The sequence below is a fragment of the Parabacteroides sp. MSK.9.14 genome (assembly GCF_019041495.1).
Classification (GTDB): domain Bacteria; phylum Bacteroidota; class Bacteroidia; order Bacteroidales; family Tannerellaceae; genus Parabacteroides; species Parabacteroides merdae.
On record NZ_JAHPXO010000013.1, the window covers coordinates 15077 to 39633 of the forward strand.

21 protein-coding genes are annotated in these 24557 nt (G+C 46.2%); 10 read left to right on the forward strand and 11 right to left on the reverse strand.

Annotated elements, in window-relative coordinates:
• Nucleotides 1-112 precede the first annotated feature (112 nt).
• Together KTG12_RS08655 and KTG12_RS08660 are read left to right on the forward strand one after the other, a co-directional pair.
• A complete protein-coding gene (locus KTG12_RS08655; RefSeq protein ID WP_005638076.1) occupies nucleotides 113-1549 on the forward strand; it encodes a sensor histidine kinase KdpD in 1437 nt (478 codons plus the stop codon).
• A gap of 5 nt (nucleotides 1550-1554) precedes the next feature.
• Entirely contained in the window at nucleotides 1555-2238 is a 684-nt protein-coding gene (locus tag KTG12_RS08660; protein ID WP_005638078.1) for a response regulator transcription factor, read from the forward strand.
• Here KTG12_RS08660 and KTG12_RS08665 read toward each other — a convergent pair.
• The gene (locus KTG12_RS08665; RefSeq protein ID WP_005648949.1) at nucleotides 2228-2485 is read right to left on the reverse strand and encodes a TIGR03905 family TSCPD domain-containing protein; all 258 of its coding nucleotides are present in this window, start codon (nucleotides 2483-2485) and stop codon (nucleotides 2228-2230) included. The two genes, KTG12_RS08660 and KTG12_RS08665, sit on opposite strands and share 11 nt — an antisense overlap.
• A gap of 301 nt (nucleotides 2486-2786) precedes the next feature.
• On the opposite strand from KTG12_RS08665, the gene KTG12_RS08670 reads away from it, so the two are divergent.
• From KTG12_RS08670 to KTG12_RS08680, 3 genes are all read left to right on the forward strand, one after another.
• Entirely contained in the window at nucleotides 2787-3032 is a 246-nt protein-coding gene (locus tag KTG12_RS08670) for an RNA-binding protein (RefSeq protein ID WP_005638083.1), read from the forward strand.
• A 142-nt stretch (nucleotides 3033-3174) separates the two neighbouring features.
• Entirely contained in the window at nucleotides 3175-4482 is a 1308-nt protein-coding gene (locus tag KTG12_RS08675; RefSeq protein WP_122115743.1) for a folylpolyglutamate synthase/dihydrofolate synthase family protein, read from the forward strand.
• A gap of 21 nt (nucleotides 4483-4503) precedes the next feature.
• On the forward strand, nucleotides 4504-5946 hold the full coding sequence (locus KTG12_RS08680; protein ID WP_005643009.1) for an MFS transporter: 1443 nt from the start codon (nucleotides 4504-4506) through the stop codon (nucleotides 5944-5946).
• Between the two features lie 59 nt (nucleotides 5947-6005).
• On the opposite strand, the gene KTG12_RS08685 is transcribed toward KTG12_RS08680, so the two are convergent.
• On the reverse strand, nucleotides 6006-9359 hold the full coding sequence (locus KTG12_RS08685; protein WP_155143721.1) for a T9SS type A sorting domain-containing protein: 3354 nt from the start codon (nucleotides 9357-9359) through the stop codon (nucleotides 6006-6008).
• Nucleotides 9360-9460: 101 nt separating this feature from the next.
• Nucleotides 9461-9898 carry a DNA-binding domain-containing protein gene (locus tag KTG12_RS08690; RefSeq protein WP_022322688.1) on the reverse strand — a complete coding sequence of 146 codons (438 nt, stop codon included), beginning with the start codon at nucleotides 9896-9898 and terminating at the stop codon, nucleotides 9461-9463.
• Between the two features lie 412 nt (nucleotides 9899-10310).
• Here KTG12_RS08690 and ispE point away from each other — a divergent pair, with 412 nt between their 5' ends.
• From ispE to KTG12_RS08710, 4 genes are read left to right on the forward strand one after another with little or no spacing between them, the layout of a single operon-like run.
• Entirely contained in the window at nucleotides 10311-11120 is an 810-nt protein-coding gene (gene ispE, locus KTG12_RS08695) for a 4-(cytidine 5'-diphospho)-2-C-methyl-D-erythritol kinase (protein ID WP_138272509.1), read from the forward strand.
• Nucleotides 11117-11701 carry a bifunctional 2-polyprenyl-6-hydroxyphenol methylase/3-demethylubiquinol 3-O-methyltransferase UbiG gene (locus KTG12_RS08700; protein WP_138272508.1) on the forward strand — a complete coding sequence of 195 codons (585 nt, stop codon included), beginning with the start codon at nucleotides 11117-11119 and terminating at the stop codon, nucleotides 11699-11701. The genes ispE and KTG12_RS08700 overlap by 4 nt, the downstream gene beginning before the upstream one ends.
• Before the next feature lie 13 nt (nucleotides 11702-11714).
• Nucleotides 11715-14207, forward strand: a complete 2493-nt coding sequence (locus KTG12_RS08705) for a prolyl oligopeptidase family serine peptidase (protein ID WP_138272507.1) — start codon at nucleotides 11715-11717, stop codon at nucleotides 14205-14207.
• Between the two features lie 11 nt (nucleotides 14208-14218).
• A complete protein-coding gene (locus KTG12_RS08710; protein WP_022322683.1) occupies nucleotides 14219-14851 on the forward strand; it encodes a chloramphenicol acetyltransferase in 633 nt (210 codons plus the stop codon).
• A gap of 103 nt (nucleotides 14852-14954) precedes the next feature.
• On the opposite strand, the gene KTG12_RS08715 is transcribed toward KTG12_RS08710, so the two are convergent.
• Entirely contained in the window at nucleotides 14955-15956 is a 1002-nt protein-coding gene (locus KTG12_RS08715; RefSeq protein WP_138272506.1) for a malate dehydrogenase, read from the reverse strand.
• Nucleotides 15957-16161: 205 nt separating this feature from the next.
• On the opposite strand from KTG12_RS08715, the gene KTG12_RS08720 reads away from it, so the two are divergent.
• The gene (locus tag KTG12_RS08720) at nucleotides 16162-17976 is read left to right on the forward strand and encodes a YgiQ family radical SAM protein (RefSeq protein WP_138272505.1); all 1815 of its coding nucleotides are present in this window, start codon (nucleotides 16162-16164) and stop codon (nucleotides 17974-17976) included.
• Between the two features lie 146 nt (nucleotides 17977-18122).
• On the opposite strand, the gene KTG12_RS08725 is transcribed toward KTG12_RS08720, so the two are convergent.
• The 7 genes from KTG12_RS08725 to coaBC form a co-directional block, all read right to left on the reverse strand.
• Nucleotides 18123-18503: a RidA family protein gene (locus KTG12_RS08725; protein ID WP_005638101.1), complete on the reverse strand. Its 381-nt coding sequence runs from the start codon at nucleotides 18501-18503 to the stop codon at nucleotides 18123-18125.
• A gap of 7 nt (nucleotides 18504-18510) precedes the next feature.
• A complete protein-coding gene (rlmB, locus tag KTG12_RS08730; RefSeq protein ID WP_122342870.1) occupies nucleotides 18511-19275 on the reverse strand; it encodes a 23S rRNA (guanosine(2251)-2'-O)-methyltransferase RlmB in 765 nt (254 codons plus the stop codon).
• 108 nt (nucleotides 19276-19383) lie between these two features.
• Nucleotides 19384-19824, reverse strand: coding sequence for a hypothetical protein (locus KTG12_RS08735; protein ID WP_005638103.1), 441 nt, complete (start codon nucleotides 19822-19824; stop codon nucleotides 19384-19386).
• Between the two features lie 2 nt (nucleotides 19825-19826).
• Nucleotides 19827-20603 carry a hypothetical protein gene (locus KTG12_RS08740; protein WP_022322678.1) on the reverse strand — a complete coding sequence of 259 codons (777 nt, stop codon included), beginning with the start codon at nucleotides 20601-20603 and terminating at the stop codon, nucleotides 19827-19829.
• A gap of 65 nt (nucleotides 20604-20668) precedes the next feature.
• Nucleotides 20669-22333 (reverse strand): DNA repair protein RecN, encoded by a 1665-nt coding sequence (gene recN, locus KTG12_RS08745; protein WP_005638106.1) that lies wholly within the window; start codon nucleotides 22331-22333, stop codon nucleotides 20669-20671.
• A gap of 12 nt (nucleotides 22334-22345) precedes the next feature.
• Nucleotides 22346-23251 carry a DUF4835 family protein gene (locus KTG12_RS08750; protein WP_005638107.1) on the reverse strand — a complete coding sequence of 302 codons (906 nt, stop codon included), beginning with the start codon at nucleotides 23249-23251 and terminating at the stop codon, nucleotides 22346-22348.
• Complete coding sequence (gene coaBC, locus KTG12_RS08755; protein WP_122205007.1) at nucleotides 23248-24450, reverse strand: bifunctional phosphopantothenoylcysteine decarboxylase/phosphopantothenate--cysteine ligase CoaBC; 1203 nt, start codon at nucleotides 24448-24450, stop codon at nucleotides 23248-23250. The genes KTG12_RS08750 and coaBC overlap by 4 nt, the downstream gene beginning before the upstream one ends.
• Nucleotides 24451-24557: the final 107 nt, after the last annotated feature.

The following is a 24557-nucleotide window of genomic DNA, read 5'->3' on the forward strand; positions in this document are numbered from 1 at the left end:
ATGCAAAATTTATTTCAGAGAAATTTAAACAGGCTCTAAGTGTTATTTAGTCTTACCGGATTCGCAATAAATTGAATCGGAACATATACTTTTGTTGTAAATATAAAAGGATATGAAAACGCGCCTCCGATTTAAGATAATAGCTGTGCTTATTTGCCTTTCGCTTGCCGGACTCTTGATTTCACAAGGATACTGGCTGAAAGGTTTATATGTGTCTAGTAAGAAAAGCACGTGGGATAATATAGAGGAAGCCATGCGGATGGCCGACTATATGGAACTGTTCCTGCGCCTGGACTCTCTAAGCAATAACAATTTTCACAGCCAGATAAATCCTCAATTCAGCTTTAGCCAAGACACGGCATGGGAAAAGAGGAAAGATTCCCTTTCAACAGATAATATGCCGATATCATCGCCGAATTCGACAATCCAATATATAGAAGCTGCCCAAACTCTAAATGAATATTTGCAGATTATCGGTACACTGGAAAGGAACGTGCAGATGCTCATGCATCAAAAGATAGACACGTTACTTCCCGTCAATTACGCACAATTCAATACACTATTAAAGAACGGATTAAAGAAACAGGGCATCACCGTCCCGTACCGCCTGCAGGTAATCCGGAAAGAAGCGAAAGACTCCGTATTATATGCCTATACGGATGCTTCCGAAAAAGGGGAATCCTGGAAAGACGCTGTCCACTTCACACATGTGATCGAACCGGAATATTATTACGAATTGGAACTCCAATCTCCTGACCGGGTTGTATTCCGGCAGATGGCAGGTATATTGATTTCATCTTTCCTGCTTTTTATGGTTATCCTGGTCGCTTTCGTTTATTTGCTCTACACAATACTGAGACTAAAGACGGTGGAAGAACTTAAAACGGATTTCACCAATAATATGACGCATGAGCTGAAAACCCCGATCTCCATTGCCTATGCCGCCAATGATGTATTGCTGAACTACAGCAGTACGACAAACGAGAAGCAAAAGAAATATCTGGATATCGTGCGGGAGCAATTGAATCATCTATCCGGTTTGGTCGAACAAATCCTCACTCTTTCCGTTGAGAACAGAAGTACTTTCCGCCTTCATCTCGAAACGATACAGGTTGCAGAGCTACTGACTCCGCTTATAGAACAGTTCAAGCTAAAAACAGATAAACCGATCGACATCACGACAGAAGTACCGGAGCATATGACCGTAACGGCCGACCGTACCCATCTGTATAACATGCTCAGCAACCTGATCGGGAATGCAATCAAGTATTCCGGAGAAAAGACCTGCCGCATTATCCTCAAAGGAACAGTATCGTCCCAGGAAATGACTCTCTCGGTCACAGACGAAGGGATCGGTATTAGCGAAGCTAACCAAAAGAGGGTGTTCGATAAGTTCTACCGCGTGCCCAGCGGCAACCTGCATGACGTGAAAGGCTTCGGTCTAGGTTTGTACTACGTCAGCGACATGATGTCTAAACACAACGGGAGCGTAACGGTTAAAAGCCAGCTGGGGAAAGGTTCCACATTCACCCTTCATTTTAAAAATTAACGACAATGGATAAGATCAGAGTATTATTGGTAGAAGACGAGCCGACACTCGCCATGATTATAAAAGACACTTTGGACGGTGAAGAATTTGAAGTGATTCTCGCCGCAAACGGAGAAGAAGGATTGTCACGATATAGAGAAGCAAAGCCGGACATCATCGTCACAGACATCATGATGCCGAAAATCGACGGCTTCACGATGGTCCGGCACATCCGGAAAACGGATCGACAGATACCGGTTCTTTTTCTTTCCGCCCGTTCCGCAGCCAACGACGTGGTCGAAGGTTTCGAACTAGGGGGTAACGATTACCTGAAAAAACCGTTCGGCATGGCGGAACTTATTATCCGTATCAAGGCATTATTGAATAAAATAAGTGTCCGTAAGGAAGAAAGCAGCAACTTCACGCTCGGACAATATACATTCGATTCCATCACACAAACGCTCCAGTACTGCGGAGAAAAGCAATTGCTGAGCAACCGCGAATCCGAAATACTGAAACGCCTATGTGAAAACAAAGACCATGTGCTGCCCATGAAAGACGTCCTGTTGGAACTTTGGGGAGACGATTCGTTCTTCAATGCCCGCAGCCTGCACGTATTCATTACTAAGTTAAGACATAAACTGTCAAAAGACGAATCAATCAAAATACTGAACGTACGCGGGATCGGTTATAAGCTGATCATCGACTGATCTGCTTCAATGCCTGTGCCAACTGGTCCGGGCATGACGTTCCACGCTCGCGGCAATCAATGCCTTCCAGACGCCGGATAGCCTCGCCGATTTCCATTCCGACCAGCAGTCTGGACAAACCTTGTGTATTTCCTTGGCAACCACCAATGATCTGTACATTTTTAATCACGTTGTCCTCCGAGTCGACAATCATCATTTTAGAACATACCCCACCAGTCGGAGTATAAGTAACACGTTGTCTATTCATCCTTTTCTACTTCCATTATAATTCATGTAACGGGGCACAAAGATAGTGAAATTTAAGACAACTACCAATCCTTAAGTATTGACCTAATTTCACAAAAGAAATAAATTATTCAATATATATCGGGAAGCATAGTGCATTATCCGAAAAGAATGCTTTCCTTTGTATCAACAAACAATGAGAGATTATATCGATTTGATTTTTCACATGTATCTTCTCAATTACATATTGAGCATTTTCATCTCTGATAAATAACTTCCTTACATTCGATTATTGAATTATTAATTTTTTTATTTTTATATTTATGAACATGTATATTGGTAACCTTAGCTATAACGTTAGGGAATCGGATTTAAGAGATGTAATGGAAGAGTTTGGAACAGTTGATTCTGTAAAACTTATCATCGATCGCGATACAAGAAGGTCTAAAGGTTTTGCATTTGTCGAAATGCCGGAAGATTCCGAAGCACAAAACGCAATCAGAGATTTGAACGGAGCCACTTACGAAGGCCGTCAGATGGTTGTAAAAGAAGCACTTCCAAGAAATTAAATTCACAGAATTATAAAAGTTAAATCAAAAAGGATACCCGGAACCGGATATCCTTTTCTTGTTTATTCCATCTATCATTTTAAGTAATTCCTTTTTTCCTAAAAGATTTGTACCTAACTTTGCGAAAATAAATAACAACAGCATGACATACGAAGAGACGCTACACTATCTATATACCAGTATTCCCGTTTTTCAGAATGCCGGACCTTCAGCCTACAAACCCGGATTAGGAACCAGCATTGCACTGGACGATCACTTAGGCAATCCGCATAAAGCATACAAAACAATACACGTAGCCGGTACGAACGGGAAAGGCTCCGTCAGCCATCTCTTGGCCGCGATCCTGCGCCAATCGGGATATAAGGTCGGGCTTTACACCTCTCCGCACCTGGTCGACTTCCGCGAACGGATACGGGTAAACGGACAAAAGATACCGGAAGAATATGTCATCGACTTCGTAGAACGCCATCGTTCTTTCTTTGAGACTCTCGATCCTTCCTTCTTCGAACTGACTTCCAGCATGGCATTCGACTATTTCCGTGCCGAGAAGGTGGATTATGCCGTAATCGAAGTAGGCATGGGCGGCCGTCTGGACAGTACCAATATCATCACTCCCATCCTAAGTATCATTACGAACATCAGCCTGGATCATACCCAGTTCTTAGGAGATACGGTCGAAAAGATTGCCTTTGAGAAAGCCGGAATCATCAAAAAGGATGTCCCGGCGTTGGTCGGAGAAATAGACCGGCACAGTGTGGCACAAGTTTTTGCAGACGCAGCAGTCAAAGCCGGCACATTGGTTTATTTCGCTCAGGACGAAGGGCTGCTGAAAGAGTCATATCTGATGGATACAGGCGAATGGTATCTGGATTCTGCGGAATACGGACAGCTATTCGGTGAACTGGGTGGCGTCGTGCAGTTCAGGAATGCCACAACCGTATTGGGGGCCATTAATTTGCTGAATACAATAGGTGTAAACATTCCGACCGAAGCAGTACGGGAAGGTTTCGAACATGTGGTCGAATTGACAGGGCTGATGGGGCGTTGGCAGGTTTTGCAGGAGAATCCGAAAGTCGTATGCGACACTGGGCACAACGTCGGAGGATGGCAATATCTGAACATCCAACTGGAAGAAGAACTGAAGCGGCATAAGCACCTCTTTATGATCGTCGGCATGGTCAACGACAAAGATATCGACGGCGTGTTGGACCTGATGCCGGAAAAAGCCTTTTACTTCTTCACGCAAGCATCCGTGCAACGGGCAATGCCTGCGGAAGATTTTGCAACAAAAGCAATCTTCCACGGTTTATCGGGCACAATCTGCGATTCCGTGCAGGAAGCCGTGGAAAAAGCATTGGCGCGAGCCGGACAAGACGACATCATCTTTATTGGCGGAAGCACTTTCGTCGTGGCGGACGCCCTACCCTTGTTCTTGAAAAGAGACAAATAACATAATTCAAAAACAAATATCATGACAGAACAAATTCAGAGAAAACTGAGCGAATCGAAGACGGCAAGATGGTCCGTACTGGCGCTCGTCGCATTCACAATGCTCTGCGGATACTTCATCACGGACATGATGGCTCCGCTACAGGACTTACTACAAACCCCCGTCGAAGGCGGCGGACTGGGATGGACAGCCAATGAATACGGTAAATTCACCAGTGCTTACGGTTGGTTCAATGTATTTTTCCTGATGCTGATCTTCGGAGGTATGATCCTGGACAAGATGGGCGTACGCTTCACTGGTTTGATGGCGACCAGCATCATGCTTATCGGCGTTTTCATCAAATGGTTCGGTATATCACACAACTTTGACGGTGCAACCGTTACCGTTTTCGGTTCGGAGTATGGATATCCATTGGTAATTGCGTCATTAGGATATGCTTTGTTCGGCGTAGGCGTTGAGATCGCCGGTATCACCGTTTCCAAGATCATTGTAAAATGGTTCAAAGGCAAGGAAATGGCCCTGGCAATGGGGCTGGAAATGGCTTGTGCCCGTATCGGTACAGGGTTAGCTATTGGTGTTACGCCTTTGTTGAGCCGCGCATTCGGCAATTCCATCAGCATGCCGATCTTCATCGGCTTGATTCTGCTTTGTATCGGCCTGTTATCCTTCATCGTATTCGTAGTTATGGACAAGAAACGTGATGCAGAAGATGCAGCCGGTGCTACCGGAGAAGAAGAAGCAGAAGAGCCGTTCCGTTTCGGTGATATCTTGGATATTATTACATTAAAAGGCTTCTGGTATATGGCACTCCTTTGCGTACTGTTCTATTCAGCCGTCTTCCCCTTCTTGAAATATGCCCCGAACCTGATGATTAACAAATTCGGTATCGATCCCGAATGGTCCGGTGTCATTCCGGCTTTGCTGCCATTCGGCAATATTCTCTTAACTCCGTTCTTCGGAAACTTGTACGACCGTAAGGGAAAAGGAGCCACTATCATGATTATCGGTTCCATTATGCTGATATTTATCCACTTCACATTCTCCATTCCGATGCTGGACAACTGGCTGGTCGCTCTGATACTGATCCTGCTGTTGGGCATCGCATTTTCGCTGGTTCCTTCCGCCATGTGGCCTTCCGTTCCAAAGATCATCCCGGAAAACAAATTGGGAACAGCCTATGCGCTGATATTCTGGGTACAGAACTGGGGATTGATGGGAGTTCCGTATATAATCGGTATCGTTTTGGATCAATATTGTATTTCCGGAGAGATCAACGGTAAACCGACCTACGACTATACGATCCCGATGTTGATCTTCACTGGTTTCGGAGTCCTGGCACTCGTAATCTCCCTGTTGCTGAAACGTGAAGACCGTATCAAAGGATACGGACTCGAACTCCCTAACATTCAGAAAGATGCAGACAAAGTGTTGGCTGAAGAAATGATTGGCGAAGGGCAGAGATAAGGATAAATCCTTATCTAAAAGATTATGAGGAAGGTGTTTTGGAACACCTTCCTTTTTTATTACCGGATTACGATTTTATACGTACCCTCTCCGATCTTCACAAGATACATACCTTTACTCAAATGTATCTGCGTACTTCCTGCGGATACATCCTGTTGCTCGTACAGAAGTCCGGAAAGCGTATAGACGCTGATGGTTTCCGCTTTCGGGAGATAGATATGCAGGGTAGAACCGATAGCTTGAACCTTTGTCTCTCCTTCAATCGTTGCATTGCCCGTCGGATCGTCTTTTATGATGCCTTCGATCGTTATTTCCGTATCTTCCTCTATATTCCGGATGATGTATTTGCCATCGCTTTCACGAGGTTCCACAACTATGCCGTTGGCTTTTACTACTGGCTGTGAACTTTCGTAACCTTCATGAATCGTCAGGGCAAAGCTGAACGAATAGCCTTCCTCGACGGTCCGTGTACCGGCTTTCGGATTGGTGGTGACACCTTCCACTTCGGGGAGGGTAACGGTATAGTAAGTCGGGGCAGGCGGAACATACGTACTTTTAAAGGTAGCCTTGAAGGTCACTTCATTTTCAGGCATCACATAGGTTCCGTTGTTTGCCAATGCCACAGTCAGCCCATCTTTGGGAATGGCAGTGATTGTTTCCAACCGATAGCCATTTGCCGGGATTGCCTGGACTGCCAATACCGTCTTATCGGCAACTTTGTCGTTAGACTTGACTTCGATATCTCCGGCTTTTACCGTAAAGGTATGGCCGTTGCCCGGATCGACGACCGTAACCAGGTAGGTCTTTTGTAAATCCTGTCCTCCATCGGTTTTGGCTTCCGCACCCTCTTTCACGACAACAGTCCCTTCATTACTCAGGCCGGAAGTGGTAAGAGTAGTGTTTGTCTCGGACACAATGACCGCACCATTGCCGACTTGAATCCCTTTATCGCTACTTCCATTCGTATTGGTCGATGTGATCGTTGTCGATGCACCTGTAATGGTCAGGATTCCGTCGTTCCGGATAGCGTATTGGTCGGCATTTCCTGTCTTTACTTCCAAGTTGCCGCTAAAAGAGACGTTCGCTCCGTTCTCGATTGTCAGAGCCGGAGCTGCGGTCGATGTCGAGTTGATCTTTGCGCTCTCGAAGATCAAAACACCCTGTGCGGTGTTATCGATCAACATGCGTTTACCATCGGCAAGGGTGTTCTTGATTGTACCGTTGAAAGAGGTTGCTGCCGTAGCGGTTTTTGTAATGGCGGCTTCCGTATATTTCCAATCATCACCATCCTTCGAGATCGTGACATCATTGCTCCGCTGGGACAAATCCAACGGTTGGACTTCTGTTTCCACCGTTATATCAGCATCAGCGGACAAGGTCAGTTTTTCACCGCTCGTTATCGTTTGACCGTTATTTTTGAGAATGGCAGTAATACCCGCATCTGCGGAAGCGACAGTAACGGTCAACTGGGTATTCTCCGGAGCCTGGTCGCCATCTTCCAGCTTGACATCTTGCTCTTTAAACTTATCCCATACGACAGACAAAGTTCCGAGTTTCCGGTCCGGTTCCGTGATGTTTACCGTATAAAGGGTTTCGCCATCCTTTTTCAGACGATAGGTTTTTCCGGCTTTGTAGACAGGGGCAGTAATGACACTGCCAGCTTCCATCTTTACATATTTGGCGAATGTAGTGGTTTTGGGAAGATTGCTTGCAATTACCAACGGTGTGTTAACCGAGAAATCCTCCCTGATTTTGTGAAGCAGGATTCCGGTCCCGACCAATTTGCCATTCCCGCTTATGTTTACCGGATGTGCGGGATCAAGACTAAAACCATGCAAAAGGAACATTCCGTTCTCTATGGCCTGAGGTTCTTTAAAGTTGACAACCGAATTATTGAGGACGATATCTGTAAAACCCTCAATCATAGGAGTTACATATGGAGTGCTTTCATTCCCTACTCCATCAAACGTCAACGTACAGCTTTCGTAGACATTCTCTGAAACAGAAGCTCTGTTCCCAGACTGAAGGCCAGCCGTGACCGTACCTCCTTTTATGACGATATTCATACTTCCTGCAACAACGCCATCCAAAGCACCTGCAATTTGATCATTTATCGCTCCTAAGATCTGTGTTTCTCCATCATTGAACGTGACAGTCACATCACCTCCGATATGGGCTGGATTATAAGGGCTTTCCACATACCCGCTACCATATATATGATTGTATTTTCCTGTATTTATCGTAACTTGGGTATTCCCTGTCACATCCGCATACAAACCTCCTCCAAAAACCGAAACTTCTCCATTCGTCAACCCAGACACATGTACTTCCGTTTTTCCGACTTTGCCGAGATTCGCATCCCTGCTATCGCCTTGCCCACATTTTTTCCCAAATCCCCCTCCGTAAATCGTACCGGAAAAATTGCCTCCGGTCACGATCACTTTAGAAAGTCCTGTTACCTGCCCAGTAAAACAACCTCCATATATGCCATACGCAAAAGTTCCACCGGAAACATTTACTTCCGTATTTCCACAAGTACCGGAATCACTACCTCCAAATATATTTTCAGTAATGGCAGCCGTGTTGGAAATAGTCAGTTTGGAAATGCCGGTCACATTCCCTTTTTCACCCCCTCCATAAATCCAGCAGGTAGTACCTCCCGACATAACGACTTCCGTATTGCCACATGCACCTTCATACCCCCCTCCGAAAATAGATCCGTTAACCGTTCCGCCACTCATTGTTATTTTAGCAGTTCCAATGACTGCTCCGGTAGAACCGCTACCGCCACATATCCAGCCGAACTGGCCACTTTTGATCGTAATGTCGGAACTTGCCACATCACTCGATGAATCTGTTCCTCCCCAGATATTCCGAATACCGGCAATATCATTTCCTCCAGAAGTATATTTACTCACAACAGTAACTCCTTCGTCAAACGTTAACGCATGCCCGTTCGCAGCTATCTGCCATACCTGAAGCGTAATGTTCTTAAACGTCAATGGAGCCAACATTTGCAATCTCGTAAGATAGCTATCTTCATTAATGTAGGCGAAATTGATCAAAGACGTACTCCCACTAATCGTACACGCTTTAGATGGCATTATCTTTGCATCCATTACATGATTCAACAATACGATATCGAACGAAGTCTCTGTCGCATTTGAATTGATCGCCGCAACAGCATTAGCCCAAGTATCGTATTCCGTACCATTTACCGAAACAGCATTACCTCCGCTTTTAGTCATACGGGGCATTACCGGCTTTTGTGACGACACAACACTGGTTGAAGAGCTGTTCCTTCTCTCCATCGGGATTTGTGCCCCAGCTCCCTGGCTTCCTGCCAGACATAAAAAAGACAGCATCAATATCGTCACACGCGCTGTCAAACTCTTTAAGTACCTATTTTTCATATGCTATAATTATTATGTAGTTTATACTTGTTTTATTACGGCCATCGTATAAAAAGGGGAACATCAGAGTTCGCCCGGCCTTTCTTCATCCTCACCTACCCTCAGTTTATAAGGGAAGCGATTACGGCGTACCTCTTTAAGGACGGTTTTACTAACGGGGTGAGTTGCGAGTTGACCTTTGCGGTCACGACATCTGTAACGGCAGTGATTGTGGGTAGATTTTCCTCCTTTGCAGGATCAAAAGTGGCTCCCGGCCCGATAAACGGCCCGTCGACTCCGAGGGAGTTGTTCATAAAGCCTAATTCCACGGTAGAACCAGAGTACATCTCTTCTTTCGCCGTCTCTTCTAGATCGTTGCACATGCTCTCATACTCGGCAGCAGTGTATTTGCTCCCTTTGGCTGCCCTTATCCGGCAAAGGTCTTTGATAGAGCGGTTTGCGACATAGGTTACATTGTATGTGAAGTCATCCTCACGTTCGGTCAGTACGTTAGCTACCAATTTGCCTGTGATACTGCGCTTTTTAGGTTCGTTTACCATGATATTTTAATTTAATTAGTTCGTTATGAACTAAGTCGATTACTAAAAATCAAGGCCTGATATGTCTCTTGAAATCGGCTACAATAAAGGGAAAGACGATAAAATACCAGCGGTTAGTCACCCTTGTTTATACCCAAACCGGAGATTCTAAGTATAATTTAATCCGTCCACAGGCAAAATAAACACAGAAAATCCCTGATAAATAACAACTATATATAAGCTATTACAGGATATTTACTATCTTTGCCAACAGTATGACCGTAGTTCATAACGAACTAAGTCAGTATTCCTCTCTTCTGCAAACTTGTCAGATTCACATTCTATCAACCATAATTTGCCACAGTTACCACTTGATTTGTATGGAAAAGTTTGTATTAATACTTACATTTGCCAATCATTAAAAAAGAAACGTATGATCAGTTTTCCTAATGCCAAAATAAATCTGGGGCTGAATGTTGTTAGCAAACGTCCCGATGGCTACCATAATATCGAAACTATCTTCTATCCGATCCCGGTGAAAGATGCGCTGGAAATAGTCAGAGCCGATACATTCTCTTTCACACAAACGGGAATACCGGTAGATGCTCCAATAGAAAAAAACTTGGTTGTCAAAGCACTGAATCTGCTGAAGTCACAGTACGAAATCCCGGAACTGGAAGTCCATCTGCTGAAAGCTATTCCCTTCGGAGCCGGACTTGGCGGAGGCTCGGCCGATGCTGCCTTTATGCTGAAGTTGCTGAACGACTATTGCGGACTTCATATCCTGGAAGACAGCTTGGAAGAACTTGCCTCCTCCATCGGAGCGGATTGTCCGTTCTTTATCCGCAATATGCCGGTATTCGCATCCGGCACGGGAAATATCTTCGAAACGGTGGAATTGTCGCTGGCAGACTACCATCTCTGTCTAGTCAAGCCGGATGTTGCCGTCTCGACACCGGAAGCCTATTCGATGGTGACGCCCGCAGCTCCGGCTATCTCTTTGAAAGAAATCATCCGGAGACCTGTCGGAGAATGGAAAGAATTGATGGTAAACGATTTTGAAAAAAGCGTATTCCCGAAACATCCAGTCATTGCAGGGATTAAAGAAACGCTGTATGAAAAGGGAGCCGTCTATGCATCTATGTCCGGCTCCGGCTCTTCCGTGTTCGGACTGTTCAAAGAGGCGACAGACCTCAAAGGCTTGTTTGCCGATTGTTTTGTCTGGGAGGGACAACTGCCATGAACAAGGTAGCGGATTTCTCCGACACCCTTGCCGACCGGTGGGACGAGCTTTGCTACCATGATCCGGAAAAGCTGAACGACATCCTGCGACGGACCGGCCTGCGGAAAGGACTCCGTATATTGGACATAGGATGCGGGACAGGCGTATTGGAAAGTTATCTCCTGCCCTATTCCCCCTTACAAATCGTGGGAGTGGATATCTCTCCGGGGATGATCGAAAAGGCACGAAGCAAATACGCGACACCTATCGTCGACTTCCGTTGCCAGGACGTACGGGACATACGGGGAGAATCTTTCGACTATATCATCGCCTACAGTGTTTTCCCCCATTTCCAGGAACCAGAGAAACTGATCTCCCATTTAGCCGGACTACTGCTGGTTGGCGGCAAACTGGTGGTCTGCCACAGCGAAAGCCGCGACAGGATCAACGGACACCATGACAAGCATGCCGGAAAACTCTCGGAAGGATTGCCTCCCGTGGAAGAATTGGCACGCATGTTATCCCCTTTCTTCACTGTCAACACGATGGAAGACAGTGACCGACTCTATATGATTAGCGCCACCCGCAAACAGACATTCTAAATATACATGATACATGAATCAGAAGATTAAACTTATCCCGTTACTCCTCTTTTCGGCTTTCGCCACACAAGCGGCAAAAGACGTTAAAGTGATGCAGTACCTCCATGCCGGGCCGATTACGGTCAACAAACCGATCCTGACAGACAGCTTGAACGTCGATGGCAAACCTTTCGAAGCGAAAAACCTGGTCAAGTCGACTATCCCGTTCGGCCGTGCCCTCGGCAATGCAGCCGTTATCGACGCGGATACCGCCGGACTGATTACCGTCCCGACGCCCGAAAAAGGATATGCCTTGCATCTCTATTCGTTCTACCTAAACAGCGACCGTTACACGAAAGGTTCGCTGGAGGTTTCCGGGGCGGGTACATTCGAAGTGTTCGTCAACAATAAACCGGTCGGCGCCACTTCCGAGTTGGCTTTGGAACCGCACCGTTATGAAGTGGTAATCAAATATCTGACAGCCGACACCGATACCTGTCCGTCCACGCTGACAGCCAAATTTAAGAGCGAAGAGGAAGCAAAGGTCATAGCCTCCCTCGATCCTGAAAAGCGGTACACGCCACGCGATATCCTGGAAGGAACGCAATTCCGGGGAACGAGCGTTTCACCTGATGGAAAATATGTATTGGTAAAATATTACACCCGTATGGAAGGTGGGAAAAGCGAACAATACGCCCAATTGCGGGATGCTGCGACCGGACGGATTTTATTGCAGGACAAAGGGTTTATCTTAACTGCCGACTGGATGCCGACGAGCAGCAAGATGTATTTCACCCGTACCGGAATGAACGGGAAAGAGTTGGTAACCGTTGACCCGGCTACCATGCAGGAGGAAATCTTGGCGGAAAATCTGCCGGAAGGCAGCTTCAGCTTTACTCCGGATGAAAAGACATTGCTCTATACCATCCAGGAAGAGGGACCTAAAGACGGACCGGATATGCTCCGTATTCTGGAACCGAACGATCGTCTGCCGGGGTTCCGCAACCGTTACTTGATCTGGCGCTACGATCTTCAAACCGGTTTATACGAGCAGTTGACATACGGGCATAACAATACCTTTATCAATGATGTCAGTGCCGACAGCCGTTACCTGCTGTTCAGTACCAATGAGCAGGATTACACTTCACTGCCCCACTCCAGCAATTCCATGTATAAGTTGGATTTGCAGAGCATGGCGGTCGACACCTTATGGGAAAGAGCCAAATACATCAATGGGGCGACCTTCTCACCGGACGGCAAGCGGTTGATGGTATTCGGTTCCGGCAATGCCTTCGACAATATCGGCCTGAACATCAAAAAGGGGCAGATATCCAACACCTACGACGGACAGCTTTTCCTGTACGATCCGGCAACGCGGAAAGCGAAAGCGCTTACCAAAGACTTCAATCCGAACGTCACAAGTGCACAATGGAACAAATTCGACGGACAGATCTATATGTTGACGGAAGACCAGGATTACCAGCGTGTCTATACCTGCAATCCGGCCAACGGGAAAATCCGCCGCCTCGACCTGCCGGAAGACGTCATTTACAACTACTCGCTAGCCGAAGCCGCTCCGGTCATGTATTACTACGGACAGAGCGTATCCAACGCCAACCGCCTGTACAGCTACAACACCAAGAGTAAGAAGACACAACTGATCTACGACTTGTCGGCTGACAAACTGAAAGACATCCAATTCGGAGAAGTGCACGACTGGAATTTCACCTCTACCGACGGGACCATCATTCAAGGGCGCTATTATCTCCCGCCCAACTTCGACGCATCCCGGAAATATCCGATGATCGTCTATTATTATGGCGGAACCTCTCCCACTAACCGTGCGTTGGAATTCAGCTACTCCATGCACATGTATGCAGCCCTCGGCTATGTGGTCTACACTCTGAACCCAAGCGGCACGACCGGCTTCGGACAAGAGTTCGCCGCCCGTCACGTAAACGCCTGGGGAGACAAGACCGCCGATGAAATCATCCAGGGAACAGAACAGTTCTGCAAAGAACATTCGTTCGTCAACCCTAAGAAAATCGGTTGCGCCGGTGCCAGCTATGGCGGTTTCATGACACAATACCTGCAAACAAAGACCGACCTGTTTGCAGCCGCTGTCAGTCATGCGGGCATCAGTGCCTTGAGTAGCTATTGGGGTGAAGGTTACTGGGGATATGGATATTGCTCGGTTGCCAATACAGGCACTTATCCGTGGAATAATCCGGAGTTCTATACCAAACATAGTCCGTTATTCAATGCCGACAAGATAAAAACACCTCTCCTCTTGCTTCACGGAAATGCAGACACGAACGTGCCCGTCGGGGAAAGCATCCAGATGTTCCTGGCTCTGAAACTACTTGGAAAAACAGTCGAGTTCGTACAGGTAGACGGAGAGGATCACGGTGTTGCGGATTATAAGAAACGTCTCGAATGGCAGAACACCATCTTTGCCTGGTTCGCCAAATACCTGAAAGACGAACCGCAATGGTGGGATGCGCTTTATCCGGAAAGGCATTTATAAAACAGAATGAGATGAAGCAAGTTATCGATTTAGACAATTGGAACAGAAAAGAGCATTTCGCTTTCTTTTCTGCATTCGACGACCCTTTTTTCGGGGTTACAACTCTTGTGGATTTTACTGATGTCTACAGACAAAGTAAAGAACAGAATGTTTCTTTTTTCCTTTATTCCCTTCATTTCTTACTGAAGTGTGTAAACGAAACCGATGCATTCAAATTACGAATAGAAAAAGACTCGGTAGTCCGTTATGATACGATCCATATCTCTCCGACTATTGGGCGTGAAGACGGGACTTTCGGTTTCGGCTTTTTTGAATACGATCCGGATATCGATCTGTTTATCCAAAAAGCAACACAGGAAATAGAAAGGGTTAAGAACGGAACAGGATTGTCTTTTTCCAAAAATACAAGTAGACAAGATGTTATCCGCTATTCGGCATTACCTTGGTTCGCTTTTTCCGAAATGAAGCATGCCACATCTTTTAAGAACGGAGATTCCGTTCCGCGTATTTCTACAGGGAAATTGATGCAGGAGAATAGCAAATACTTGTTGCCCATTTCGGTCTGTGCACATCATGGACTTATGGACGGACGAAACGTTGCTGAACTTATCCGGAAATTATCGGATAATCAAACTGCACTGTAATCAATAAAAAAGAGTATGCCAAAGGAGGAATGGAAAATCCTTTCGGCATACTCTTTTAATAAATATCTATAACCTGATAACCTAAATCTTTTTACCTATCCCTTCATTTAATATTCGGATTCAATGCGTACCACTCGGAGATCGGAGGCAAAACACCCATTGCGATCACTTCGTCGCGCAATGCGCAAAGATGTTCGTAGCTCTTTTCCAAAGCAGCTTCTTCTTCCGGAGTTCCTTTTACTTCTTTCAATGCTACGCCGTCTTTTGTAATGGAAGTTTCCCACGCCATCATGATATGGTCGAACTTGCCATTGGAGACATAAGCGCCGGCAGGCCAGCGGAACGGTTTACCGCCCATAGCGGCAGCAATCATCTCGATGGAAACATAAGACGGGCTTTGGAAAGAAGAACGGCCGCGCAAAGCAATGATATTGGCGCCACCTTTTGTCACCTTCGTCTGGATTTCAGCCCACTGGTCTTTAGTCAAGGCATCCGTGCCGATCATGCCAGCCAACGATTTGCCTTCCACTTTCGCAGTAGAAGCGTAAACAGCCATTTGTTCGCCATGGCCGCCGTATGTACGGCAGTTCTCTACAACATCCATAGATACGCCGAAATGTTTAGCCAGTTCGCTACGCAGGCGGGTAGAGTCCAAAGCAGCCAAAGTCGTCACCTGCGAAGGTTTCAAACCTGAATACAACAGTGTGATCAAACCGGTGATATCGGCCGGATTGAAAATAACTACGATATGCTTGACATCCGGACAATAAGCCTTTACGTTCTTACCGAATTCTTCGGCGATAGCGGCATTTCCTTTCAGCAAGTCTTCACGGGTCATTCCTGCCTTACGGGCAGCCCCACCGGAGTTTACGATATATTTAGCACCAGTCAACGCTTCTTTGATATCGGAAGTAAAAGTGATATTAACACCTTCGAAACCGCAATGGAACAACTCTTCAGCCACCCCTTCCAAACCAGGAGCGTACGGGTCATACAAACAAATATTAGAAGTAAGTCCCATCATGATGGCTGTCTGAGCCATATTCGAACCAATCATACCTGCTGCCCCTACGATCGTGAGCTTTTCGTCTGTCAATGTTTTCATATTGTATTGTTTTTTAATGATATGTTTTCTATTAAAACATTTCCGGCTACTATAAAGTTCGCTTGCAAACTTTATTTTTCCTTTTATTTGCAAAGGTAAAAGATTTCCATACCCCTTGTACATCATTAATTCCTATCACCCATAAGCAAAAGTTATAACTTGAGCCCGTCATGACAGACAGAATATAATTTGTATCTTTGCAGTCATGAGAACATTCAGACCGGAGGCATGGCTGCCTACAACAAAGAAAGAAGTTGAAGCCCGCGAATGGGACTATATAGATGTGATACTTTTCAGCGGTGACGCATATGTGGACCATCCTTCATTCGGAGCCGCCGTCATCGGGCGGACACTCGAAGCGATGGGACTGCGTGTAGCAATCGTTCCGCAACCGGACTGGCGTGGAGACTACCGGGATTTCAAGAAGTTAGGAGCCCCTCGCCTGTTCTTCGGAGTTTCTGCCGGAGCGATGGATTCGATGATCAATCACTATACGGCCAACAAACGCCTACGCAGTGACGACGCTTATACTCCGGACCGTCGTGCCGGCATGCGCCCGGATTATCCCAGCATCGTTTACACGAAGATACTGAAAGAAATCTACCCGGATGTTCCCGTCGTATTAGGAGGTATAGAGGCTTCCCTGCGCCGAGTCACACATTACGATTACTGGCAGGATAAGCTGCTCCCCGGAATCTTGAAAGACAGCCCGGCGGATTTACTGATATACGGCATGGGAGAACTTCCCCTGAAAGAACTGGTCAGTCGGTTACAAGCCGGAACTCCCTTCCATGAGATTAAAGATATACGGCAAACGGCTTATTTGGCGGATACGGTAGAACCGCTACCAGAAGATATCAATCTCTTTTCCCATGAAGAATGCCTGCGCGACAAGCTGAAACAGGCCAAGAACTTCAAACATATAGAGGAAGAATCCAACAAGCAGCAGGCTTCCCGCATCCTGCAAAAGGTAGGCAAACAGACGATAGTCGTCAATCCTCCTTTCCCGCCTATGACGGAAGAAGAGATAGATGCGTCATTCGACCTGCCCTACACCCGCCTGCCCCATCCTAAATACAAAGGGAAGACGATACCGGCTTTCGAGATGATCAAGTTCTCGGTAAACATCCACCGGGGATGTTTTGGGGGCTGTGCTTTCTGTACGATCTCGGCGCATCAGGGAAAGTTTATCGCCTCACGAAGTAAAGAGTCCATATTGAAAGAAGTTAAGGAGATCACCCAAATGCCGGACTTCAAAGGATATCTGAGCGACCTGGGCGGCCCTTCGGCCAATATGTACCGGATGAAAGGGAAGAATCCGGATATCTGCGCCCAGTGCAAGAAACCTTCTTGCATCTCCCCTGTCATCTGCAAAAACCTGAATGCAGATCATACGCCGTTGTTAGATATATACAAAGAAGTGGACAGCATACCGGAAATCAAACGTTCGTTTATCGGTAGCGGCATTCGCTATGACCTGCTCTTGCACCGGTATGCGGATGACAATCTGAACAAGGCAGCCCATACCTATATGGAGGAACTGATAGCTCACCATGTCTCCGGCCGCCTCAAAGTCGCACCCGAACATACGGAAGACAATGTCCTGAAGATGATGCGCAAACCTTCATTCGAGCTTTTCGGGCAATTCAAAAAGATATTCGACCGTGTAAACAAACAACACGGATTGAACCAGCAATTAATCCCTTATTTCATATCCAGCCATCCCGGTTGTACCGAGGCGGATATGGCAAACTTGGCTATCCAGACTAAGAAGCTGCATTTTCAACTCGAACAGGTACAGGATTTTACACCTACCCCCATGACACTGGCAACGGAGATGTACTACACAGGGTATCATCCCTATACATTGGAAAAGGTATATACGGCGCATACGAAAGAACAAAAACTGGCACAACGTCAGTTCTTTTTCTGGTATAAACCGGAGTTCCGCCGCCAAATCACACAAGCATTGCAGAAGATAGGAAAGAAAGACTTGATCGGAAAGCTATTCGGAAAGTAATTTCACTTCTTTGAGCGAAGAGGAACAAAAAAATTGCGTGACCGATACAAGTTCACGAAATACATTTAACAAAAGTTGTCTTTGATTACGAATATAACTGTCTTTGAAATCAAAAGCAGTTATATTCGTAATCAAAGACAATTGTTTTATTCCTTTACGGCAATCACTTCGATTTCCACCAGGCCATTCTTCGGCAATGTCTTGACTGCGACAGCAGAACGGGCCGGGAAAGTACCTTCGAACTGAGAAGCATATACTTCGTTCATAGCAGCGAAATCACTCATATCGGCCAGGAATACGGTTGTCTTTACGACATCGTTGATGCTAAGGCCGGCTTCTTCCAGAATTGCATGTACATTCTTGAATGCCTGTACGGTCTGTTCTTTCACTCCTCCTTCTGCGAAATTGCCTGTTGCGGGGTCAAGCCCCAACTGGCCGGAAGCAAACAGCATATTTCCTACTTGCACAGCCTGACTGTACGGACCGATAGCGGCAGGTGCGTTTTTTGTTGCGATAACTTTCTTCATTGTTTCTTTATTTTAATAACGTTATTGTGCCTTGTTCATTCATCCGCTGGCGAACCACTTCATAGATCAGGATGGAAGAGGCGACCGATACGTTCAGCGAACCGATCGTACCGAACTGCGGAATCTTCACCATGCTGTCGCAGATACGAAGATTATCCATCGAAACTCCCGTATCTTCGGCTCCCATTACGATAGCCACAGGTCCGTCATATTTAATAGCCGTATAATTCTCAAAAGCTTTTTCACTGGCAGCATAGACTTTTACTCCGGACGCCTGTAAGAAACGGATGGCCTCCGTAATACTTTTTTCCTTGCAAACAGGCAATACATGGAGCGCACCGGCCGAGGTCTTAATCGCATCGGCATTCACCGTTACGCTTCCCCTTGAAGGAATCACGATCGCATCCACACCCGCACATTCGCAGGTACGGGCAATCGCACCGAAGTTACGGACATCCGTAACCCCATCCAACAACACGATAAACGGATTCTTTCCCTGCTCATACACAAACGGAATAATATTCTCCAGCCGTTCGTATGTGATAGCCGGGATAAAAGCGATTACTCCCTGATGATTCTTACGTGTCAAACGGTCGAGACGTTCGGCAGGCACACGCTGTACAGGTATATCACGTCCTTTCAGAACTTCAAACAATTCACGAGACAAGTCTCCCTGCAGTTCACGTTTCACCAATATTTTATCAATCTCCTTATCGGCCTGGATTGCCTCGATCACGGCACGGATGCCGAACACCATTTCGTTTTCTTTCATTATTCTATATCTTTTCCGTTTTCATCACCGGACTATTTCGATTTTTCCCGGCTTTATGCGGACAAAGATACAAAAGATTTACGCTTTTATTATATACTCTCGTATATATTAGCTATTGCTTTTCAGCTTATGCCGTGACGATGAATAAGCCCGGATCAAGAATAAAATACCAGTAATAATCAAAGCAGATGAAAGTCCGGTATAAAATACCGAAATAAAGGAGTTGGGAAGCAATTGGAAATGACGGATCGTAACACCGAAAGTAATCATAAAGATCATCACGATCCAGCCTTTCACATCAAAAAATGAAAAAGGACAGTTCTTTTCCCCTTTCTGGGAAATCCGCTCGGAATGTTTAACAAACAAACGGCGAAAGACAAACTGGAAGAAAAGCAGGAAAACAACAATTGCCTCTCCAACTTTAAACAGCCAGTAATGGGCATCGTTCAACCACGTGATGATGCCGATCCTTAAGATATTGATGCCAGCTATGATCCAAACGCATCCGGCTATTAAAAGCAGGGTGCGCCGGTTTACTCTAAATTCCATTATCAGATACTTTTCTCTATGCTCCGCCTGTCACTCGTACGTTGGCGGCTATTCGTGCGATCCTTGTCAGACCGTTTGTCCCTATCGTAATGCCTGTCTTTATCCCGATCCGGACGTTTCTTGTCAAATTTGTCCTTATCGTGCTTATTCTTGTGATGATCGGAACCGGGACGGCCTCCCTGATGGCTCGGACGATCGTATTTGCCGGGCTTCCACTGCCCATTGTCATGATGTGGACGGCCATTGTTATGATGTGGTTGAGGACGATCATATTTACCGGGATACCATTTGCCGTCGTCGAAACGGTCAAACCATCTATTGTTCGTATATTCCCATTGGCAATGCCAATAATGATCTTCATAACGATAGCACGCATTGGACGGACGGTAGTGCGGATAATGCGGATTATTGTACCAACCTCTCCAGTCATGAATGCGTGTCGGTGCCTCACGGACGAAACGCACATACAAACGAAACTGCGAAGGCGAAAGGATACGCTGTAATTTCCGGTCCCGTTCCATACGCAACTTATATATCTTCCGGGCAGACTGATCCCAATAGCGATAATGCTTGCGTGCTTCACGCTCGATCTTCTCTCCGTACCGATGAATGATCTTATGATACTCGGCAGCTTGACGGTTCGTCATGCGGATTGCCTGTTCCATCCAGAGGCAGTTCTGGCAATGGGGTTCATTCCATCCGAAACTGATCCAAAATTGTGCATGTCCCTGCAAGCTGCAAAAAAGGATCGCTATTAATAGAATACTCAATTTCTTCATGTCTCTCAATTTTAAATTAGCACTTACATTCTGTTGCTATTATGACCGGATCGCGATGAAAAGGTTTAAATCTTTGATTTCAACAGCTCTTTCGCATTTGCAATAGAAGCACTGGTCAACGAAGCACCGCTCAGCATACGCGCAATCTCTTTTACACGCTCTTCTTTATTCATTTTCCTGATACGGGTTACGGTCCTTTCATCCGTATCCTCCTTATAAACAAAATAATGGTCTTTCCCTTTTGCTGCGATCTGGGGGAGATGGGTAATGGCAAAAACCTGCATCTTCGTACCTAGTTCCTGCATGATATCCCCCATTTTATCGGCTATATCCCCGGAAACCCCCGTATCCACTTCATCAAAGATAATGGCAGGCAACGCCGTAAATCCGGCAATCATCGCCTTGATACATAACATCAGGCGGGAGATTTCGCCTCCGGATGCCGTCTGGGCCACCGGTTGCAGTTCCGCACTCTTATTGGCGGAAAACATAAACCGGATTTCATCCATTCCATCGCTTTCCGGTTCCTGTTTAGGTACGAAATCGATCGCAAATCGCATATTCGGCATGCCTAACGGGACAACCATTTCTACCAATTGGGAAGCGATGGCTTTCGAGGCGATCTTACGCTGCTCGCTCAATACGGCTGCCTGTTGAAGCAGTTCCTGGTGAGAGACTTCCAACTGCTTTTTCAACGATTCGATCTGTTCATCAAAAGAATCGATCTCCTTCAGCTGCTTATTATATTTATCCAGCAACTCCATCAGCTCTTCGACTTTGGAAACCCGGTGTTTCTGTTCCAAGGTGTATAACGTATTAAGACGTTCGTTCACCCAATCCAAGCGCTCAGGATTAAATTCTATGTCCTCCTTCAGGACTTCCGTTTCGGAAGCCAGGTCGTTCATATCGATATAGGCAGAACGCAGACGCTCGGCTATTTCTTTCGCTTTCGGATAATAACGTTCCAGACTGTCTGCGGTGGAAAGGGCCTCTTTTATCAGTTGGACAGCTCCTTGTTCCTCCCCGTCCAGCAATCGGGTTATCTTATAAAGAGAACCTTTTATCTCTTCGGCATGGGAAAGGGTTTCCAGCTCCTGTTCCAGTTCTTCCTGTTCACCGGCAACCAAACCGGCATCGGCCAACTGCTCCAACTGAAAACGTACATAGTCTTCCTCCTGCTTGGTCTGGAGAGCCTTTTCGGTCAACTCTTTCAGTTCCTTTTTCAGAGACAGGTATCGGCTGTATTCCTTTCGGTAAAGAATCAGCAGGATATCGTTTTCGGCCATTACATCGATTACTTTCAGCTGAAACCGGTTATCTCCCAACAAAAGATTCTGGTGCTGCGAATGGATATCGATCAGCCGGCTTCCCAGTTCCTTCACTACAGAAAGCGGGACAGGCGAATCGTTTACGAAAGCACGGGATTTACCTGATGCAAACAATTCCCGGCGAAGAATGCAAATCTCCGCATCATACTCCAAGTCATTCGTAAGAAAAAATTCTTCCAATTTATATCGGGAGACATCAAAGACTGCTTCTATCACACACTTTTCAGAACCGTTCTTAATGCTCTTTCCATCCGCACGCTGTCCCAAGACCAGGGATAGGGCCCCCAATATAATAGACTTTCCTGCACCCGTCTCGCCGGTTATCACAGAAAAACCTTTATCAAACTTAATGTCCAAGCTGTCTATCAGAACAAAGTTACGTATAAATAAAGACTTCAGCATAGCTATTCCAGATTACTTTTTAAGCGATTCCATACGCGTCGTGAGAGCAGGATACAGATTGGACAACATTTTATAACCTTCCTGCTTTTCCTGTGTAGTTGCTTTCGAATAGATCAAAACGACTTCATCCAGTTTGGAATCAGCGAACATCTGAAGCAACGGAGATGTCGGCCGGGCACTTTTCACCTGTTCCAGAACCGGGAGCAGACCGATTATAGTCGTACGTCCACGATCCGGATTTGCAGCCATTTCATCGAGCCCCTTACGATGATAATTATACCACATGTCCCGGAACAGTTCCGAAGTATTGTCCGTCAGAGCCGTTGCCAAAGCATGGCGGTTACGGTCGTTTTCAAAAGCTTTCCATCCTGTCCATGTAGGTTGCGCCTGTGCCAGGCTCACAATCTGCATGGCCTGTTCGAGGAAAGCAGTGCCACCTTTCGGAGAAAAACTGTCGAAATCCAGTCCGAGGATCGTATAGATATAAAAAACAACCGTTGCAATCAGATTGCTGTTCAATGTATTTTCCGTATATTCCAACGGTTCGAATTCGGTATAGTCGAAAGAGAGTTCCGTATCACGATAATTCAGCAACGTAGTCGTATAGCTGGAATTATATACCGGACGGCGGGCCTGCACTTGTATCTCGCCTTTAAAACTATTGTCCGATACCATTTCGTTGATGATGAGAGTCATGGAACAGTCGATACGTTCGTTCATGGCAAAAGTAGCATCCGTCCACTTTTTGTTATTGACGAAATCATTCAATGCATCCTGCAAGGTTTTGAATACCTGTTTATTCGTACTCTGTACCTTATCACTGTTTATAGTGATGCGGGCATTCAGCTCCTGCGCCTTACCTATAAAGGGAGCAGCTCCCAACAAGCATATGCATAACAATTTCTTAATCATTCTCATTTTAATAATGTTGCCAATTTATTTACAATATCAACGGCCACCTCCTGTTTGCTCTTCAACGGATAAGCAATCGTCCCGCCTTCCTTGTCGATGATCGTGATCTTATTCGTGTCGCAACGGAAACCGGCACCTGCATCCTTTAAAGAATTCAACACGATAAAATCGAGGTTTTTCCGCTTCATCTTTCCTTCCGCATGGGCCATTTCATTATTTGTTTCCAATGCGAAACCTGCCAAGATCTGGTTTTCACGCTTGATCGCCCCTAACGAAGCTGCGATGTCCTTATTCGGAACCAGACGGAGCGACATTTCTCCTTTCGTTTCCCTCTTGATCTTTTCGCTTGCCTGCTCATCCGGGCGATAATCCGCCACAGCGGCACAAAGAATACCGGCATCCGCCTCCGGAAAAGCAGTTATGGCCGCCTGATACATCTCTTCGGCCGACTCGACATCGATCCGTTTGATATTCGGATGAACTACCGTCAAAGACACCGGTCCTGCGATCAATGTCACTTCCGCTCCCTGCTCCGCACACGCTTCCGCCAATGCAAACCCCATCTTTCCAGAAGAATAGTTACCTATAAAACGCACAGGATCTATCTTTTCATATGTCGGACCGGCTGTTATTACAATCTTTTTTTTTTCAAGCCGGGTTTGGGAAGCGAAGAAATCTTCCAGGACCGCCACAATCTTATCAGGTTCTTCCATACGCCCCTTACCCACCAGATGGCTGGCAAGTTCCCCTTCGGCAGGTTCGATGATACGGTTGCCGAACAAACGGAGCCGGTCTAAATTCTGCCTTGTGGAAGGATGTGCGAACATATCCAAATCCATCGCCGGAGCGACAAAAACCGGAGCCTTGCATGACAAGTATGTCGTGACCAGCATATTGTCAGCAATGCCATTCGCCATCTTTCCGATCGTCGAAGCAGTAGCCGGTGCTACCAGCATGGCATCAGCCCAGAGACCAAGATCGACATGGCTGTTCCACGTGCCGTCGCGATTCGAGAAAAACTCGCTGATCACCGGATGGCTGCTCAACGTGGATAATGTAAGCGGCGTAATGAATTCCTTTCCCGCAGGGGTAATGACAACTTGTACCTCCGCCCCTTTCTTCACGAGGGCACGGATAATATAGGCGGCTTTATAGGCAGCGATGCTCCCTGTTATCCCCAATATGATATGTTTACCTTTCAGCATTTTATTCGATATGTAGTACCCCTCTTTTAAAACATAGGTGTTTTGATTTTAAAACATAGGTGTTTTGAAAACGAAACATATATGTTTTGAAAGAGAAGTTCCTTGTT

Excerpts from the sequence above, each read along its gene's own strand:
- KTG12_RS08670 (WP_005638083.1), top strand. The coding sequence starts at position 2,787 with ATGAACATGTATATTGGTAACCTTAGCTATAACGTTAGGGAATCGGAT.
- KTG12_RS08660 (WP_005638078.1), top strand. The coding sequence starts at position 1,555 with ATGGATAAGATCAGAGTATTATTGGTAGAAGACGAGCCGACACTCGCC.
- KTG12_RS08700 (WP_138272508.1), top strand. The coding sequence starts at position 11,117 with ATGAACAAGGTAGCGGATTTCTCCGACACCCTTGCCGACCGGTGGGAC.
- KTG12_RS08710 (WP_022322683.1), top strand. The coding sequence starts at position 14,219 with ATGAAGCAAGTTATCGATTTAGACAATTGGAACAGAAAAGAGCATTTC.
- KTG12_RS08735 (WP_005638103.1), bottom strand. The coding sequence starts at position 19,824 with ATGGAATTTAGAGTAAACCGGCGCACCCTGCTTTTAATAGCCGGATGC.
- KTG12_RS08750 (WP_005638107.1), bottom strand. The coding sequence starts at position 23,251 with ATGAGAATGATTAAGAAATTGTTATGCATATGCTTGTTGGGAGCTGCT.
- coaBC (WP_122205007.1), bottom strand. The coding sequence starts at position 24,450 with ATGCTGAAAGGTAAACATATCATATTGGGGATAACAGGGAGCATCGCT.
- KTG12_RS08725 (WP_005638101.1), bottom strand. The coding sequence starts at position 18,503 with ATGAAGAAAGTTATCGCAACAAAAAACGCACCTGCCGCTATCGGTCCG.
- ispE (WP_138272509.1), top strand. The coding sequence starts at position 10,311 with ATGATCAGTTTTCCTAATGCCAAAATAAATCTGGGGCTGAATGTTGTT.
- KTG12_RS08665 (WP_005648949.1), bottom strand. The coding sequence starts at position 2,485 with ATGAATAGACAACGTGTTACTTATACTCCGACTGGTGGGGTATGTTCT.
- KTG12_RS08705 (WP_138272507.1), top strand. The coding sequence starts at position 11,715 with ATGAATCAGAAGATTAAACTTATCCCGTTACTCCTCTTTTCGGCTTTC.
- KTG12_RS08685 (WP_155143721.1), bottom strand. The coding sequence starts at position 9,359 with ATGAAAAATAGGTACTTAAAGAGTTTGACAGCGCGTGTGACGATATTG.
- rlmB (WP_122342870.1), bottom strand. The coding sequence starts at position 19,275 with ATGAAAGAAAACGAAATGGTGTTCGGCATCCGTGCCGTGATCGAGGCA.
- KTG12_RS08680 (WP_005643009.1), top strand. The coding sequence starts at position 4,504 with ATGACAGAACAAATTCAGAGAAAACTGAGCGAATCGAAGACGGCAAGA.
- KTG12_RS08715 (WP_138272506.1), bottom strand. The coding sequence starts at position 15,956 with ATGAAAACATTGACAGACGAAAAGCTCACGATCGTAGGGGCAGCAGGT.
- recN (WP_005638106.1), bottom strand. The coding sequence starts at position 22,333 with ATGCTGAAGTCTTTATTTATACGTAACTTTGTTCTGATAGACAGCTTG.
- KTG12_RS08690 (WP_022322688.1), bottom strand. The coding sequence starts at position 9,898 with ATGGTAAACGAACCTAAAAAGCGCAGTATCACAGGCAAATTGGTAGCT.
- KTG12_RS08655 (WP_005638076.1), top strand. The coding sequence starts at position 113 with ATGAAAACGCGCCTCCGATTTAAGATAATAGCTGTGCTTATTTGCCTT.
- KTG12_RS08720 (WP_138272505.1), top strand. The coding sequence starts at position 16,162 with ATGAGAACATTCAGACCGGAGGCATGGCTGCCTACAACAAAGAAAGAA.
- KTG12_RS08740 (WP_022322678.1), bottom strand. The coding sequence starts at position 20,603 with ATGAAGAAATTGAGTATTCTATTAATAGCGATCCTTTTTTGCAGCTTG.
- KTG12_RS08675 (WP_122115743.1), top strand. The coding sequence starts at position 3,175 with ATGACATACGAAGAGACGCTACACTATCTATATACCAGTATTCCCGTT.